At 74.8% G+C, this 16,171-nt stretch carries 14 protein-coding genes; 8 read left to right on the top strand and 6 right to left on the bottom strand.

Annotation, left to right across the window (positions count from 1 at the left end; all coding sequences use genetic code 11):
• The first annotated feature begins 117 nt into the window (after positions 1 to 117).
• The 4 genes from OG455_RS09640 to OG455_RS09625 all read left to right on the top strand — a co-directional run bounded on the left by OG455_RS09640 (position 118) and on the right by OG455_RS09625 (position 6,617).
• Positions 118 to 927 (top strand): hypothetical protein, encoded by an 810-nt coding sequence (locus tag OG455_RS09640; RefSeq protein ID WP_266292109.1) that lies wholly within the window; start codon positions 118 to 120, stop codon positions 925 to 927.
• A gap of 249 nt (positions 928 to 1,176) precedes the next feature.
• Positions 1,177 to 2,556, top strand: coding sequence for an SWIM zinc finger family protein (locus OG455_RS09635; protein ID WP_266292107.1), 1,380 nt, complete (start codon positions 1,177 to 1,179; stop codon positions 2,554 to 2,556).
• Positions 2,553 to 5,165, top strand: coding sequence for a DUF6493 family protein (locus OG455_RS09630; RefSeq protein ID WP_266292105.1), 2,613 nt, complete (start codon positions 2,553 to 2,555; stop codon positions 5,163 to 5,165). Before OG455_RS09635 ends, OG455_RS09630 begins: the two co-directional genes overlap by 4 nt.
• Positions 5,166 to 5,606: 441 nt before the next feature.
• A complete protein-coding gene (locus OG455_RS09625; protein ID WP_266292103.1) occupies positions 5,607 to 6,617 on the top strand; it encodes a LuxR family transcriptional regulator in 1,011 nt (336 codons plus the stop codon).
• Positions 6,618 to 6,634: 17 nt separating this feature from the next.
• On the opposite strand, the gene OG455_RS09620 is transcribed toward OG455_RS09625, so the two are convergent.
• From OG455_RS09620 to OG455_RS09595, 6 genes are all read right to left on the bottom strand, one after another.
• A complete protein-coding gene (locus OG455_RS09620; protein ID WP_266292101.1) occupies positions 6,635 to 7,345 on the bottom strand; it encodes a class I SAM-dependent methyltransferase in 711 nt (236 codons plus the stop codon).
• Positions 7,342 to 7,836, bottom strand: coding sequence for a hypothetical protein (locus OG455_RS09615; protein WP_266292099.1), 495 nt, complete (start codon positions 7,834 to 7,836; stop codon positions 7,342 to 7,344). The genes OG455_RS09620 and OG455_RS09615 overlap by 4 nt, the downstream gene beginning before the upstream one ends.
• A gap of 88 nt (positions 7,837 to 7,924) precedes the next feature.
• The gene (locus OG455_RS09610) at positions 7,925 to 8,500 is read right to left on the bottom strand and encodes a hypothetical protein (RefSeq protein ID WP_266292097.1); all 576 of its coding nucleotides are present in this window, start codon (positions 8,498 to 8,500) and stop codon (positions 7,925 to 7,927) included.
• 226 nt (positions 8,501 to 8,726) lie between these two features.
• Complete coding sequence (locus tag OG455_RS09605; protein ID WP_266292095.1) at positions 8,727 to 9,515, bottom strand: DUF4097 family beta strand repeat-containing protein; 789 nt, start codon at positions 9,513 to 9,515, stop codon at positions 8,727 to 8,729.
• Positions 9,512 to 10,159, bottom strand: coding sequence for a response regulator transcription factor (locus OG455_RS09600; protein WP_266292093.1), 648 nt, complete (start codon positions 10,157 to 10,159; stop codon positions 9,512 to 9,514). The genes OG455_RS09605 and OG455_RS09600 overlap by 4 nt, the downstream gene beginning before the upstream one ends.
• Positions 10,147 to 11,433 carry a sensor histidine kinase gene (locus tag OG455_RS09595; protein WP_266292091.1) on the bottom strand — a complete coding sequence of 429 codons (1,287 nt, stop codon included), beginning with the start codon at positions 11,431 to 11,433 and terminating at the stop codon, positions 10,147 to 10,149. Before OG455_RS09595 ends, OG455_RS09600 begins: the two co-directional genes overlap by 13 nt.
• Positions 11,434 to 11,574: 141 nt before the next feature.
• Between OG455_RS09595 and OG455_RS09590 the strand changes: the two genes are divergently transcribed.
• The 4 genes from OG455_RS09590 (at position 11,575) to OG455_RS09575 (ending at position 16,053) form a co-directional block, all read left to right on the top strand.
• Positions 11,575 to 12,102, top strand: coding sequence for a hypothetical protein (locus tag OG455_RS09590; RefSeq protein WP_266292089.1), 528 nt, complete (start codon positions 11,575 to 11,577; stop codon positions 12,100 to 12,102).
• Between the two features lie 349 nt (positions 12,103 to 12,451).
• Positions 12,452 to 14,449: an AfsR/SARP family transcriptional regulator gene (locus OG455_RS09585; RefSeq protein ID WP_266292087.1), complete on the top strand. Its 1,998-nt coding sequence runs from the start codon at positions 12,452 to 12,454 to the stop codon at positions 14,447 to 14,449.
• A gap of 245 nt (positions 14,450 to 14,694) precedes the next feature.
• Positions 14,695 to 15,288, top strand: coding sequence for a TetR family transcriptional regulator (locus tag OG455_RS09580; RefSeq protein WP_266292085.1), 594 nt, complete (start codon positions 14,695 to 14,697; stop codon positions 15,286 to 15,288).
• Positions 15,289 to 15,459: 171 nt separating this feature from the next.
• Positions 15,460 to 16,053 (top strand): ATP-dependent Clp protease proteolytic subunit, encoded by a 594-nt coding sequence (locus OG455_RS09575; RefSeq protein WP_266292083.1) that lies wholly within the window; start codon positions 15,460 to 15,462, stop codon positions 16,051 to 16,053.
• Positions 16,054 to 16,171 lie beyond the last annotated feature (118 nt).

The raw sequence follows: 16,171 nt of genomic DNA, 5'->3' as shown, positions 1-16,171 counted from the left end.
TCCGCGATCCGGCTGGGGACCGGATAGAGAAAAGATGGACCACTCCGGTGCGATGGCTCTGCGGGGCACGGCGTTCGTCCGCCCGCCGCAACCGAACAACCGGAAGGGCGCGGACCAATGGGGGAAGCCTCGCTGGAGGAGTCGACGCGAGGCGCGCGGGCGCGAGGGATCGCACGCCGCGCGCTGGACGCCGAATGGGGCGAACTGCTCGGCGCGGCACGGGCACGGCTGGCGGAGCGCCGCCGGGACGCCCCGCCGTTCGCGCTGCGGCCGCTCGCGCTGCGGCCTTCCGCGGTGCGGCTGTTCATGCTGCGGCTGTTCACGGTGCTGCCGTTCACGATGGCGGCGGTGGCGCTGGTGGTCGTCTTCGATGTGGCGCAGCACCTGCCCGGCGGGGCGGCGTTCGCCGCCAGGATCGGGGTGGTCCAAGCCGTCCAGCCGCTGGGCACCGCGCTGCTGCGCACCCCGCTCTCGCTCTTCGTGCCCGCGCTGGACCTGCCGGTGTGGGGCGCGCTGGCGCAGGTCCTGCTGGTCTTCGGCATCGCCGAACTGGTGCTGGGGCTGCGGACGACGCTCGTCGTCGGGTACGCCTGCACCCTGGCGGGCACCTTCTTCACCCGGTTCGGCGTGGCGCACGGACCCCACCGGCTCTACCACCTGCCGGGCTGGTTCGCCCAGGTCCGGGACACCGGGCCGTCGGCGGCCGTGGTCGGCCTGGTGCTCTGCGTCGCCTGGCGCCACCGGGCCTGGTGCACCGCGATCGGCGTCAACGTGCTGATGATCGGTGAGGCGGTCGCGCTGCCGAACCTGGCCGGCCTGGAGCACCTGGCCGCACTCGCCTGCGCCGCCTCGCTCTCGGCGGTCTCCGGTGTGCTGCGCCGGTTCTTCGCGCGGCTCCCGGCAGTCACCCTCCCTGACGCGACCTGACCTCCGAAGGTGCGCATCGCCGCCCCGGCATGGCATCGGTCACGGAACAGGTCCTTGTCCAGCTCCTCGATCCGGAGCAGGTCGATGAACGAGTCGCGTTCGGCGGCCGGAAGAGTCCGGTCCGATGGTGTCGGTCACCTGCCCACGCCGGCGGAAGGCGAGCGGGCGTCGTGTGATCTGGATCACGGAGAGCGGAGGGGCGGGTTGCAGAAATCGGATCTGTCGGCATCACGTCCTATCGTCCTGGCCATGACGCAAGTCGTACAGACGTACGCCTATCTCCGCTCCTCCGCCGTGCATGAGAGCAGCGCCGGGCGCAGCCTCGCCCTGGAGACCTCGGGCGGTGCCACACCCGCCGGCCTGGTGGCCAATCCGCAGTTCTTCCGCGGGTTCCTCACCGCACCCGCGCCCGCCGCAGCAGCACTGCTCGCGGTCGCCGACGTGGCCGCCGCCCGGTACTACCAGCCGCAACCGCGGGCCTCGCTCGATCCGGTGGTGACGGCCAACGGCGACCGGCTTCGCTTCGAGTCCTTCTCCGGCTGCTGCGGCGTCTACGCCCGCCTCGACGTGCTCGCCGAGGGGCTGGACGGCGATGAGATCGGCCACGGCACCACCAACGTCGACGTCAACAACCCACTCCGCGAGGCCCTCGGCCGGATCGGCGCCGCCGACCCGCTGCGCCTGGCCGTCGGCCCGGACGCGCTGGAGGTCGCCACCCTCGACGGTCCGGTGGTCGAGAAGAAGGTCCCTCTGCCCGGCCGTTGGCTTCGCGGCTTCGCCGAGACCCAGGTACTGGCCGCCGGGTTCGACCTGCGCGCCGAGGTACCGGCATCCGAAGCCGTCCGCTTCCTGCGCTCGCTCCCGCGCGGCAACGGCCGCTCCGTGCGGCAGTGGGTGGTGCCCGCGGGCCGTACGCTGCGACCGACCAGCCGGCCCGTCCCCGGCGCGGTCTGCCTGCCCGGCCCCGAGCGGCTGGTGGCGTTGCAGCGGGTGCTGCGGCACGCGCTCGCCCTGCGGGTGTACGGGCCACCTGGCGGTCCGTCGGCCATGGCCGCCGCCTGGGAGGTGGTGCTGCCCGGCATGCGGCTGACGCTCACTCTGTCGCCGGACGCCTCGCGCGGCTTCTCGGGCGAGGGCGGCGTGCTGGACGCGCTCGCGGGAGCGGACGCGGCGGCAGACGCCGAGCTGGTGTCGGTGCTGCTCGCCTGGGAGCCCCGGGTCGACCCGGCCGAACTCGCCGAACAGGCCGGGCTGAGCGTCGAGCGGGTCCGCGCGGCGCTCACCCGGCTCGGCACGTCCGGGCAGATCGGCTACGACACCGCCGAGGCCGCGTACTTCCACCGGCAGTTGCCGTACGACTCCGGCCGCGCCGAGGCGCAGAACCCGCGTCTGCAGGCAGCGCACGCCTTGGTCGCGGCCGGTGCGGTGGCCCGGGAGGAGGGTGGCGGCGCGCTGGTGACGGTCGGCGACCACGTCCAGCGGGTGCGGCGGGCAGCGGACGGGAAGCTGAGCTGCACCTGCCTCTGGTGGGCCAAGTACCGGGGCGGGCGCGGGCCGTGCAAGCACGCGCTGGCCGTGGGCCTGGCGCGGGACGAGAACGCGGACGGGAACCGGGAGGGGGCGCGATGAACCTGATCGAGCTGGTACGGGCGGAGGACATCGACGGGATCGTCCGGGAGCTGGTCGGGCTGACGCCGGATCAGCGGCGCTCTTTCCTTCCGGAGTTGAAGGCGATCCGCAAGGAGATCCGCGACGCCGAGTGGCCGGCGCCCGATGGCAAGCCGGTGCTGATCGCCGGGCTTGGGTGCCACACCTCGCCCTCGGGCGCGGCGGACTGGATCGGCGGCCCCGGCCTGGGCTGGAGCGAGGTCTCGCGCCACCCCGCCCTGCTCGCCGTCATCGAGAGCCGGCCACTGGAGTGGCAGCACGACGTCGTCGCCCGGCTCGCCGAGCGGCGGCCCGGGCGCTGGTGGGGGGAGTACCCGCTGCTGGAGCACCTTGTGCGCACGACCGGGTGTCCGGTGCCGACCTCGGACGCGTTCGTCCTGAGCTGGGTGCACGAGCGGTCGGCCAAACACTACGGCCCACCCGCCCACCTGACCGGCAGGACGCCCGGCGACAACCTGTGGGACCGGCTGTCCGGTGACTCCTTCGTCCCGCTGCTGGTGCCTCGGCTGTTCGAGATCGCCGACATCGGGACCAGCCTCGACCGCTCCTGGTACGTGACCGAGCCCGGCGGCGGGTGGCCGGTCTGCCTGGCGCGGCTGACCGAGCAGGGCGTCCTGGAGCGCGCCGAGATGCTCGACGGCTGCCTGGCCCGCCTGGTGCGTGGAGGCAGGGTGGGCGATCAGCGGGTCTTCCTGAAGGTGCTTCAGGCACTCGCGCCGTCCACGGACGAGAACGCGGCCCGCGTCAGGAGCTATCTCGCGCTGCTCGACGCCGTGTCCACCGTCGCGGTCCATGCCCAACAGGTGCTCGGCGAGCTGGACGACGCCGGGCTGCTGGCGGCCGACCTGCTCGTCGAAGCGTCCGGGACGGTGCTGTTCCGGACCGAGAAGAAACTGGTCCGCACCCAGTTGGTCCGGCTGGACAAGGCCGCCTGCCGTGACCCGGCGTTGGCCGGACAGGTGGTGTTGGCGGCCTCGGACGCCTTCGGGCACCCCGATCCCGAGGTGCAGGAGCACACGCTCAAGCTGATTGCCCGTCATCTGGCGGCGGCGGGCGAGGGGGTGCTGCCACGGCTGCGGGAGGCGGCCGAAGCGCTCCACCCGGCACACACGGCGTCGGCCGGTGAGCTGCTCGGAGCCCAGCTGCCCAGCGGCACGTACGAGGAACTGCTGCCGCCCGTACCGCAACCCGCGCCGGTCCCCGGACCGCTGGTCAGCCCGGCCGAAGTGGCCGAGGAGCTCAGCGCGATCCTCCTGGGCGACCCGGACGTGGTCGCCTTCGAACGGGCCCTGGACGGGCTGGTACGGCAGGCCCACCTGAACCGGCCGGCGCTCACCCAGGCGCTGCTGCCGGTACTCGCGGCCCACAACCACGCCCGACGCGACTGGGAGGACTGCACCGCCCGCGACCTGCTCCTTGTCGCCAGGGCGGCGGCCTCCGGGTACGCGCCGACCGGTGCCTTGCGCAGTCGCGACCACACCTCGCCGTTCGGCCACCAGCTCGCGGGCCGCCTGGAGGAGGCGGCTCGGCTGATCATCGCCCGCCGGACCCCGTACCTGCTGGCCACGCCGACCTCGGGCACGGGCGCACTGGACGCGGCCGTCCTGGTGGAGCGGCTGGCCGGGTACGAGGCGGTGGATGCCGAGGCCGGGGATGCCGATCTCTCGCAGGCGCTGCTCCGTGTCGTGCCGACCGACGACCCCGACGTCCTGGCTGCCGCTGAGCGCCTCACCTCCGCCGCCGGGCAGCGGACGGCACGCTGGATCAAGGCCGGTGGCCTGCCGGCCCGACTGTCCGGGCCCGGGTATCTCGGGACGGCAGCGGAGGCCGGACTCGCGCCGTGGGAGGTGATCCGGCGGCTGGACGCTGTGTCGCAGCAGGTCGAACAGTTCCTGGCCGTTCCCGACGAGCCTCTCGCGGCCGACTGCCGGTGGCTGCTTCAGCCGCAGGCCTCTGCTGCTCGGACGTACACGAGCCGCTCGCCCGAGTCGGCCGCCTGGCTCTCGGTGTTCCCCAACCACCGGGAGCTGCTGGCCGCGAAGATGCTGACCTGGTCCGGTGGTGTCGCCAACCCGGAGGTCAAGGGGTGCACGCGGCTGCTGCCGCACCTCGCCGAGGCGGCCGGACCCGCCGGGCCGGCCGTGCATCTCGCGGTCGGGTACGGGCTGGGTGCCCGGCTTCCCGAGGACCGGCTGGCCGCCGTGGACGGCCTGCTGGTGCTCGCGGCCCGGGGCGATCTGGACGGCACGCTGCTCGGGGGAATGCTGGCCGACATGGCGTCATGCGGGTTGGCCGAGCCCGCCCGGCTCGCCAAGTCCTTCCGCGTGGCAGCCGACACCGGGGCGTACGGGACGGTGTGGTCGGTGTTGGCGGGGGCCTTGCCCGGCCTGCTCTCGCGCACCTCGGCGCGGGGGCTCGGCGAGCTGCTGGGGGTGGCAGTGGACTGCGCGCAGCGCAGCGGAGCGCGGGGCGCGATCGCGAAGGTCTCGGAGGCCGCCGGGCGTGGCGGGGCGAATCAGGTGGTGAAGCAGGCGAAGGCGCTGCGGGAGGTGCTCGCGACGGATGACTGAGAGCCTGTCGGGTGGCTGATCATGCGTGACGCGTGGCGGTCGGGGTCTGCCCTCCGGGCATGGTGACGGCCCCGGAATGATCACGTGGTGTGTGCCGGTGTGACAACTCCGCGGCCGTCAGCGGCCCACCGCTGGTTCACCAGGTGGCGATGATCCGCCTGATGCTCGTCCGGCTCGCCGGGCGAGCATCGCGGTGGAGCCATGAATCCCACCGCAGGACCGCCCGAGCCGACACCGTCGAGGACCTCGTCGCAGCGTGATCAACCGGCCACCCGACAGGCTCTCGGGCGGGCCGTGGGGGAGCGGGCCTCCTGAAGGACCCCTGGCCGGCGCGGCCGGTAGGGTGGCGGGTGATCACGCCCGGTCAAGGCGGCCGGCGCACGGCCGCGCTGCCGTCGACCTTCCCGGCGCCGGGCGCCGACCAGGGGGGATGGGACCGGCATGGCGTTCAGGCTTGACCTGCTGGGCCTTGACGCGGACTCGGCGCGCGTCTACGAGTACCTGCTCCGGGAGCCGGCCGCCGACGGCGCCGAGCTCGCCCGGCAGTTGGGCTGGGCCCCGGACCGGGTCCACGCGGCGCTGGGTGAGCTGGCGTCGGTGGAGCTGGTGCGGCCGTCCTGGCAGCAGCCGGGGGCGGTGCGCGCGATCGAGCCGGAGGTGGGCCTGGCGGCGCTGCTCGCCCGGCAGGAGGCGGAGCTGCGCCGGCGGCAGGAGGCCGTCGAAGCGGGTCGGATGATGGTGCGGCGCCTGGTCGAGGAGCACGCCGAGTACCGCCGGTCCCAGCAGGAGGCGCCGGTCGAGGTGCTGACCGGCATCGACGCGATCCGGCTGCGGATCCAGTCCCTGGTGGCCGACTGCACCAGCGAGCTGGTGGCGCTGGTCCCCGGCGGCGGCCAGCAGGCCGCGAACATGGCGGCGAGCCGGCACACCGACCAGTCGCTGATGGAGCGGGGGGTCGCGATGCGCTCGGTCTACCTGGAGAGCGTCTCCAACCACGCCCCGACGGTCGAGTACACCCGCTGGCTCACGAGCCTCGGGGCGCAGGTCCGCACCGCGGCGACGCTGCCGGCGCGGATGGCGATCTACGACCGCCGGGTCGCCCTGGTGCCGCTGGATCCGGAGTCCGCGGGGCAGGGCGCGATGGTGATCCGCAGCCCCGGTGCGGTGCGGATCCTCCGCACGCTCTTCGAGTACGTCTGGGCCGGGGCCGTGCCGTTCGGAGAGGCGTCCGAACCCGGCGAGCACGGCCTGACCGCCCAGGAGCGGGCCCTGCTGACCCTGCTCGCCCGGGGCCACGCCGATGAGGTGGTGGCCCGCAGGCTGGGCGTCTCGGTGCGCACCGCCCGTCGGATCACCGCGAACCTGATGGCCCGACTGGACGCGGGCAGCCGGTTCCAGGCGGGCGCCAAGGCGGTGCTTCGCGGGTGGCTCGACCCCGACGACCTCGTCTGAGCCCTTGCCAGGGCGGATCAGGCGGTGAGGACGGCCGCCGGTCGGCTCCCCGCCGAGCCGGCGGCTCCTGCCGCGAGAGGCTCTGCGCAGGGGTGCAGGCGGGCGTAGTAGGCGAAGGGCGGGCCGATCAGCTTGCCGACTCGCAGGTCGGAGTCGCTCGCGTGGCCGATCAGGCGGGCCGGCCGGATCTGGTGGCGGTCGAAGAACTCGCCGACCACCAGGCGCCCGGTCGGCTTCAGCACCCGGCGCAGCTCGCGCAGGGTGGCGCTCGGGTCCGGGATCTCGCCCAGGGCGGTGACCAGGTAGGCGGCGTCGAAGGAGGCGTCCTCGAAGGGCAGTTTGTGGGCATCGGCCAGGGTGGGGCGGATGTTGGCGATGCCCCGCTCGGCGGCCCGGCGCATCACGTGGTCGAGCATCGACTGCTGGATGTCGACGATGTCCAGCCGCCCGTGGTCGCCGAGTTGGGGAGCCACGTGCAGGGACTGCAGGCCGGTGCCGGGGCCGATCTCCAGGATCCGCTCCCCGGGGCGGGGGGTCAGCAGTCCGTCCAGCCGGCGCAGTGTCAGGAAGGGCAGCGGCAGGTCCAGCAGCCAGCGCTGGGCGTAGGGGTAGGGCGCGGTGTCGAGGGCCCACCAGGCGGTGACGGCCGCCGCTGCCGCCGTGCCGGCCACAGCCCGCCGGACGGACTTGCGGTGCAGCGCTGAGGCGGCGGACGAGAGAGCGGTCATGATGTCGTTTCTCCAGGGTGCGAGTGGACGGTAGGTCGGGTGGGCGGGCGGACGGGTGGTGCGGGAGGGCCGGGGGCGGCGCGGGCGGCGGCGAAGAGCAGGCAGAGGGCCGCGAGCGAGAGCCGGCCGCCGTCGGCCAGCAATGGGAGGCCCGGAGCGGGCCCGGCGGCTGCGGTGGAGCGGCCGAACCAGAGGCCGGCGGCCACCAGGGTGGCGTGGGTTATCGCGAGCGGCCGGGCCCGGTCGTCGCGCCGGCAGGCCAGGAGGCAGGCGGCGGCCAGGGTGGCCAGACCCGCCAAGTCCAGGCCGAGCCAGGCCGCTCGCCAGTGCGGGGCCGTGACGGTGCCGGGCAGACTGAGCCCGAGGTAGAGCAGCCAGGGGAGCATCGCGGCCGAGGCCAGGACGAGGACACGGGGCGCCCAGCGGACGGACAGCGCGGACACGGCGGACCGCGCGGACGGTGCGGTGGCCCGGAGCGTGGACCAGGACATCGGCAACTCCTCTCGCGATCGCGGTGATTGGCGCGTGATCAACGATGCCTCAGCGCTCGCCCGGAATCCTCAGCTCTGGTACCCCTCTTCAAGGTGGTGCTAGGTCTACCTCCGGTGGTACCTCTGTTACCCGCCCGCCGCCGGCGGCCCCGGCCTCGCCGTGCGGCGACGTGCGCGCCGACCCGTGCGCCGACCCGTGCGCCGACCCGTGTGCCGAGGTGTGCGCCGAGGGGTGCGCCGAAACGTGCCGGGCGGCGAGCAGCAGGCAGAGCAGGGCGCCGGAGAGCTCGAAGAAGGCGTCCAGCACGGCCTGTTGGAACTCCAGCCCGGTGGGGGAGGTGCAGAGGTCGAACCAGGCGTCGACCAGTAGCAGGGTGCCGGTGACCACACCGACCGGCATGGTCCGCCGGTCGTCGCGGCGGTGGTACCACCCGGTGGCCGCCAGCCCGGTCGCCAGCACGCAGTCGAAGCCGAGCCAGGTCCTGGTCCAGTGGTGCGCGGTGGCGGTGGCGGTCGTGGGCAGCGCGGCGCTCAGCCGCAGCGTCCACGGGAGCGCCGCCGCCACCGCCAGTACCAGCGCGGCGAGCACCGCCGCCACGGCGATCGCGCGGCGGCCACCTCGTACCGGCATGCGGCGTCGGGCGCGGATCGGTGCGAGTGCCACGCCCACCTCCGCGGGCTCGGCGGGCCGCTCCGGGGCCCGGGCAGGCTGCGGCCGGGGAGGACGGAGCGGACCGGCCCTGCAGCGGGCCGGTCCCGGCGCAGCGGGACACCACTCACCCTGGGCGGAGGCCCTCTATATCCTCTATACCGCCGTCCACAACCGGGCCGCCGGGCCGCCAAGTCGCCGCCCCGCCGTCACGACCGCGCGGGCCGCGCTCGACACCGCGTCAGTACCCGAGCGCGGCGCTCCCGTCGCCGATCTGGACGCTGATCAGCCCGGCCGCGCCCGGGTCGGCCAGGCCCGCGGGGACGCGCAGCGCCTGGGAGCCCGAGGCGCTGTCCGCCAGTTGGTAGCGGCTGCCCGGCGGGAGGGCGACGTCGAGCCGGCCGTCGCCGACCGAGGCCGACAGCCGGCTCGGCGGCGTGCTGAACGCGAGGGCGAGCAGGCCCGATCCGGTCCGCACGGTCACCGCGCCCGCCCCGAGCTCGGTGGCCCGCAGCCTGCCGGAGTCGGTGCTCGCCTCCAGGGCGCCGCCGCTGTCCGCCACCGTGATCGACCCGGAGCCGGTGCTCAGCCGCAGCGCGCCCGCCAGCCCGGCCAGGTCGATCGACCCCGAGGCGGTGGACGCCTGCACCGAGGCCCGCGCGGGCAGCTCGATCTCCAGGGTGACCCGGGAGGCCAGGCTGTCGAGGTCGGGCCCGGGTTGGCCGACCGTGACGGCCAGGGTGTCGCCGTCCCAGCCCGAGGTCACCGCGGGCTCGCGCAGCGACCACTGCCGGGTGGCGCGCAGGTGGACCTGGTCGTCCGGACCAGGCCGCAGCACCAGCTGGGCCCGGGGCGCGTCCAGCCGCAGCGCGTCGACACGGTGGTGCAGGGTGACGTCGTCGGTGCGGCTGCTCGCGGCCAGCCAGGACCAGCCGTAGAGGGCGCCCGGCGGCACCAGCAGCACGGCCGTCAGCGCGGCGGTGGCCACCCAGGCCCGGCGCGGCCAGGGCCGGTCCTGGGCGGCCGTCACGCCGGGACCCCCAGGAAGCGCAGCACGGCCAGGACCCGGCGATGGTCGCCGTCGGCGACCGAGAGGTCGAGCTTGCTGAAGATGTTGTTGATGTGCTTGGCGACCGCGCTCTCGCCCACCACCATGGCCTCGCCGATGCCCGCGTTGGAGCGGCCCTCGGCCATCAGCGCCAGCACCTGGCGCTCGCGCGGGGTCAGCTGCTCCATCGGGTCGCTCTGCCGCCTGACCAGCAGCTGGGCCACCACCTCGGGATCGAGCGCGGTGCCGCCGTTCGCCACCCGGTGCAGCGCCTCGATGAACTCGGCCACGTCCGCGACCCGGTCCTTCAGCAGGTAGCCCACCCCGCGGGTGTTGCCGGAGAGCAGCTTGGCGGCGTGCCGCTCCTCGACGTACTGCGAGAGCAGCAGCACCGCCGTGCCCGGGTGGTGCTGCCGGATGGCCAGGGCGGCGCGCATGCCCTCGTCGGTGTGCGAGGGCGGCATCCGCACGTCGGTGACCACCAGGTCGCAGGGCTCCGCGGCGACCAGCGCGAGCAACTGCTCGGCGTCGCCGACGTCGCCGACGACCTCGAAGCCGGCGGCCTGCAGCAGCTGGACCAGTCCGGCCCGCAGCAGGACCGAGTCCTCGGCGATCACAGCTCGCACGGCAACTCCACGGTGATGGTGGTCGGGCCCCCGACGGGGCTGCTGATGCTGAGGGTGCCGTCCACCGAGGCGACCCGCTGGGTCAGCCCGGTCAGGCCGGTGCCGCGGGCCGCGTCGGCGCCGCCGACGCCGTCGTCTATCACGGTCACCCGCAGGGTGTCCGCCTCCCGGGCCAGGTGGATGTCGGCCTGCGAGGCCCGGGCGTGCTTGGCGATGTTGGCCAGCGCCTCGGAGACCACGAAGTACGCGACCGCCTCGACCGCGGGCACCGCCCGGCCCTGGGCCGTGACGTGCAGCCGCACCGGGAACGGCGCGCGGGCGGCGATGCCGGAGAGCGCCGCGTCCAGGCCCTGCTCGTCCAGCACCGCCGGGTGCAGGCCGCGGACCAGGTCGCGCAGTTCGGTCAGCGCCTCCTTGGCCTCGGCGTGCACCTCGGTGAGCAGTTGCCGCACCTCGGGGGTCAGGTCGGAGCGGGTGGCGCGGGCGATGCCCAGCTTCATGGCGAGCGCGACCAGCCGCTGCTGGGCGCCGTCGTGCAGGTCGCGCTCGATCCGGCGGCGCTCCGTGTCGGCCGCCGCCAGCAGCGCGACGCGACTCACCGCGAGGTGGTCCACCCGGCGCTGCAACTCCTCGGTGCGGCCGGGGCCGAGCAGGGCGCGGGCGGCCGCGACGTCCGCCCGGGTGACGGCACCGGCCAGCGCCGGGGCCGCGAAGAGCAGCAGCGCGCCCAGCAACCAGGCGGCGGCGACCGCGATCGGCCGGGTGCTCGGGCTCAGCGGGCTGCTCGCCGGCAGCGCCCAGGCGACGCAGGGCAGCGCCAGCAGCAGCGCGCCGCCGGTCCAGGCGGCCAGTGTGAGCAGCGCGCCGGCCGCGAGGAACGGCCCGACCAGCACGTGGTAGGCCGCCTGCCGCCAGAGCACGTCGGAGCGCAGCGCCTCGGCCAGCGGACGGCGCGGCGGCGCGGGCAGCCGGATGTCCAGCAGCGCCGCCAGCCGACTGCTCTGCAGCCGGGTGAGCAGCAGGAAGCAGTTGGTGAGCAGCAGCGCGTAGAGGGCGCCGAAGACCACTGTCAGGATCAGCATCGCGGTCAGGCTGACCGCGAGCGGGACCAGCACCAGGCCCAGCAGCAGCGGCGCCAGGGGCGCGAAGGTGCCCGCCGCGTGCACCGGCAGGCCCGCGACGACGAAGACGGTGTGCCGCCGGGCGGCGGCCGACCAGGGCCGATCCCGCACGGCCCGGCGCACGCGCTGCGGTGCGGACAGGGCTGCGGACATGACGGACAGTCTAGGGGTTCACCCTGAAGGGTGTATCTGGCACCACCCTCAAGAGGGATGACGGGGCTACTGCTTCGGCGTCGCCGTCCCGGCAGGCTTGAACCGTGCCCGAACGACGGGCACGGTGAGGAGCCAGGTCCCATGTCCCACGTCGCGCTGAGCGGACGACAGATCACGTTCGACCCGGCCGACGCCGGCGTCGGATCCCGACCGGCCGAGGCCGCTGCCCCGGCCGCTGCCCTGGCCGCAGCCGCGTCGGCCGGCGCGTCGGCCGGCGCGGTGCGGCCCCTGGTGCCGCGCCGGGTGGCCACCGTCCTCACCGTGCTGGGGGTGGCGATGATCCCCTGGCTCTTCTTCCTGCACACCGGGCTGCCGGCCACCGACCAGGCCGCGCACTGGGCCTGGACCTGGACCGGCCTGGATTCGCTGGAGGCGGCCGGCCTGTTCGCCACCGGCCTGCTGCTGCGCCGGGGTGACCCGCGCGCCTGCCTGGCGGCCGCGGCCACCGCGACGCTGCTGCTGGTCGACGCCTGGTTCGACACCATGACGGCCGCGCCCGGCAGCGACCTGGCCTCCTCGATCCTGATGGCCGTCTTCGCCGAGCTGCCGCTGGCGGCACTCTGCGCGACGCTGGCGGTCCGCGGCTTCCCGCGCGCCGAGCGGAGGTGACGGAGCCACAAGCGCCGAGTGGAGCGACGGAACCACCCGCCGCAGCGGCTGCCCCGGCAGGGTGATGCCGCGGGTGGCGGGTGGCAGGAGGCGGGTGGCAGGTGGCAGGAGGCTGTCCGGGCAAGATCCTGTCAGCCGACGGCCGTGAATCGGAGCCCGCCGCTCGGCAGAATTATGATCACCGGGTCGGACGGCGGGCCGCCCGCCGCGAACCAGTCTCCGCTGCCCCCACCGCCCCCACCGCCTCCACCACGCGCACCGCCACGCCGTTCGTAGCGGTGCGCACGGCCAGAACACCCGCACCGGCGCGGCCCGGTGGCCGCGGCGCCCACCCGTGACAGGAGAAACCATGGAATTCCAGCTGCTCGGCCCGGTCCAGGTCCTGCGGGGCGACCAGCCCGTGCCGCTCTCCGGGACGAAGATCCGCACGGCGCTGGCCGTTCTGCTGCTGCGGCGCGGCACCCTGGTCTCCGACGAGCGGCTGAGCACCGCGCTCTGGGGCTGGGATCCACCGGCGACCAGGAGCGCGCAGCTCTACACCTACGTCTCCCGGCTGCGTCAGCGACTGGGCCCTGAGGTGGAGTTGGTGCGCCACGCCCAGGGGTACCTGCTACGCACCGGCGCCGCGCGCCTGGACCTGGAGGAGTTCGAGCGCGCGGCCGGTCTGGGCCGCGAAGCGCTGGAGCAGCACCGCTACTACGACGCCTCGGCGCACCTGCGGGCCGCCCTGGCGCTCTGGCGGGGGCCGGCGCTCGCCCAGGTGACCGACGTGCTCGCGGACGCCGAGCGGGCCGCGCTGGAGGAAGCCCGGATGGTGGTGACCGAGGACCGGATCGAGGCCGAGCTGGCCCTGGACCGGCACCGCGCGCTGGTGCCGGAGCTGACCGGCCTGCTCGCCGAACATCCGCTGCGGGAGCGGCTGCGGGCGCAGTTGATGACGGCGCTGCACCGCTGCGAGCGGCGGGCCGACGCGCTGGCCGTCTACCAGGTGGGGCGCCGGGTGCTCGCGGCGGACCTCGGGATCGACCCGGGGCCGGCGCTCGTCGGGGTCCACCAGTCCATCCTGCGCGGCACGTTGACCGGTACCTCGGCCAGCACCCCGGCAGACCCGTCGGCCGGGCGGCGCACCGCCTCGACGGTCACCAGGAGAGCCGGGGCGGCCGGGGCCGTCACGGCCCGCACGGCCGCCACGGGTTCTTCGGCCACTGCCGCTTCGGCAGCCCCCGCGCCGCGCGCCGCTCCGACGACCCCCGCCGCCCCGGCCCCCGCCGCCGCTTCGACGCTCCCCGCCGCGCGCGATGACGCAGCGCGCCCGGTGCCCGCGATGCTGCCGCCGGCGCCGGGTGGCTTCGCGGCCCGGCGCGCCGAGTCGGCCCTGGTCCGCCGACTGCTGCTGCCCGCTGCCCCCGGCGGGCGGCCCGGCGCGGTGCTGCTCACCGGGATGCCGGGGATCGGCAAGAGCGCGCTGGCCGTGCGGGTCGCGCACGCCTGCCGGGACGCCTTCCCGGACGGCCAGCTCTACGCCGACCTGCGCCGCGCCGACGGTTCGCCGAAGAGCCCGTGGGAGGTGCTGCGCCTCTTCCTGCGCGCCCTCGGCGTGCCGGTCGCCGCCGCCGAGGACTTGGACGAGCTGGTCGCCCGCTACCGCACCCACACCGCGGGCAAGCGCCTGCTGCTGGTGCTCGACCGGGTCGCCGACGACCGGCAGCTCGGTCCGCTGCTGCCGGGCGATCCGGGGGTCGGTGTGCTGATCACCACCCGCGCCCGGCTGGCCGGTGCGCCTTCCGGCCGGACCGTGCCGCTGCCGCTGCTCGGCGACGAGGAGGCCCTGGAGCTGCTGACGGCGACCGCCGGCGCCGAGCGGCTGGGGGAGGATCCGGCCGCGACCCGGGCGATCATCGCGGCCTGCGCCGGCCTGCCGCTGGCGCTGCGGATCGCCGGCCTGCGGCTGGCCACCAGGCCGCACTGGTCCAGTGGCCAGTTGGCCCGCCGGCTGGCCGCCCCCGGCGCCCGAGTGGCGGAGCTCGCCTTCGGCGAACTGGCCGTCGACCAGCGGCTGCTGAGCCCGCTGCGGGACCTGGGCCCGGGGGCCAGGGCGGCGCTGCCCCGGCTGGCGGCGATCAGCGCGCCGTGGTTCCCGGCCGAGGTGGCGGCTGCCGCGCTCGGCGCCGCCGAGGGGGCGACCGAGGACGTGCTGGACGAGCTGGTCGGGGCCCGGCTGCTGGAGGTGCACCGGTCCGGTCCGGCCGGCGGCGCCCGGTACGGCTTCCACGAGCTGGTCCGACTGCTGGCCCACGAGCTGCGGGATCCCGTCGGAGCGGCAGATTGGGTCGCGCGCGCGGCATGATGGCAGGTCAGATCCGTTAAGGGGCAGGCGAATCCCGGAAGTGTTGGGCCGGCGCCGCGGATCGGGGGACGGCCTGGAGGTACTTGCGTTCCTCTCTCATCATGAGAGAGAGTGTCACAATGGATCAGCCTGTCAGTGCCGGCGGCAAGGCGAGCACCAGCGCGCGTGGCAGCTCGGGCGGCGATGCGAGCCATGGCGTGAGCCACAGCGTGAGTCAGGGTGTGAGCCAGGGTGTGAGCCAGGGTGTGAGCGACGAGGTGAGCGGGCCGGATCTGCGCGCCCGGCGCCGGCGCCGGGCCCGGCTGGAGATCCAGCGTGCCGCGCTGCGCCTCTTCGCCGAGCGCGGCTACGAGGAGGTGACGGTCCCGCAGATCGCCGCGGCTGCGGAGATCTCGGCCAGCACCTTCTTCCGGCACTTCCCCAGCAAGGAGGACGTCGTCCTGCACAGCGAGGACGACGTCCTCGTGGTGCGCGGCATCGCGGCGCAGCCCGCGGAGCTGCCCGCGGTGGAGGCGATCCGCCGCGGCTACCGCGAGGCCTGCCTGCTGGTCGAGGACAGTGCCCTGCTCTACCAGCGCAGCCTGCTGATCCGCCGGGTGCCGGCGCTGCGGGCCAAGACCTGGGAGCGCTACCGGCGGATCATCGACGCGCTCACCCCGGTCGTGGCGCAGCGCCTGGGGGCCGCGGCCGGGGAGCTCGGCGTCTGCGCCCTGACGGCCGGCTGTGTGGCCGCCGCCGGGGCGGCCACCGACCGCTGGGTGGACACAGGCGGTGCCGAGCGGCTGGCCGACCTGGTCGACGAGGCCTTCGGCTTCGTCCAGTCCTCCTGGCGGAGCTGAGCGCTGAGTGCTCCCCGTCCCGATTCCTGTCCCGATTCCCGTCCTGACTCCCGTTCCTGTCCTGACTCCCGACCTGTTCCCCTGCCCCGTTTCCCTCGGGCCTCCCTGTTTCCCCGTTTCCCTGATCGAGAAGAAGGCGGTCGTACCGTGACACTGGCCCAGCGTGTTGAAATGGCAACGCCCTCCGGCATCGGCGGCCTGGGCGACCAGGTGTACAACCGCCTGCTCGCCGACCGGATCATCTTCCTCGGCGAGGCCGTGGACGACGACATCGCCAACCGGATCACCGCCCAGCTCCTGCTGCTCGCGGCCGAGCCGGCCAAGGACATCTACCTGTACATCAACTCCCCGGGCGGCTCGATCACGGCCGGCATGGCGATCTACGACACCATGCAGTACGTCAAGAACGACGTGGTCACCATCGCGATGGGCATGGCCGCCTCGATGGGCCAGTTCCTGCTCACCGCCGGGACCCCGGGCAAGCGCTTCGCCCTGCCCAACGCCGAGATCCTGATGCACCAGCCCTCGGCCGGACTCGGCGGCTCGGCCACCGACATCCGGATCCAGGCCGAGCAACTGCTGCGCACCAAGAAGCGGATGGCCGAGCTGATCGCGCAGCACAGCGGTCGGACGGTCGAGCAGATCACCGCGGACTCCGACCGCGACCGCTGGTTCACCGCCGAGCAGGCCAAGGAGTACGGCCTGATCGACGACATCATGCACAGCGCCGCGGACGTCCCGGGCGGTGGCGGCACCGGCGCCTGAGCGCCGTACCCCCGGGAAGTCCGGCCGCGGCCGGCCCTGCGAGCGGGGCCGCAGGACACGGCGTCGCCGCCACCACCCGTCCGTGGGTGGTGGCGGCGACGCCGTGTCGGGTGAACCG

This window comes from Kitasatospora sp. NBC_01287 (assembly GCF_026340565.1).
Lineage (GTDB): Bacteria > Actinomycetota > Actinomycetes > Streptomycetales > Streptomycetaceae > Kitasatospora.
Note: the sequence above shows the minus strand (reverse complement) of the source record. Positions and strands in the feature narration are given on the sequence as shown.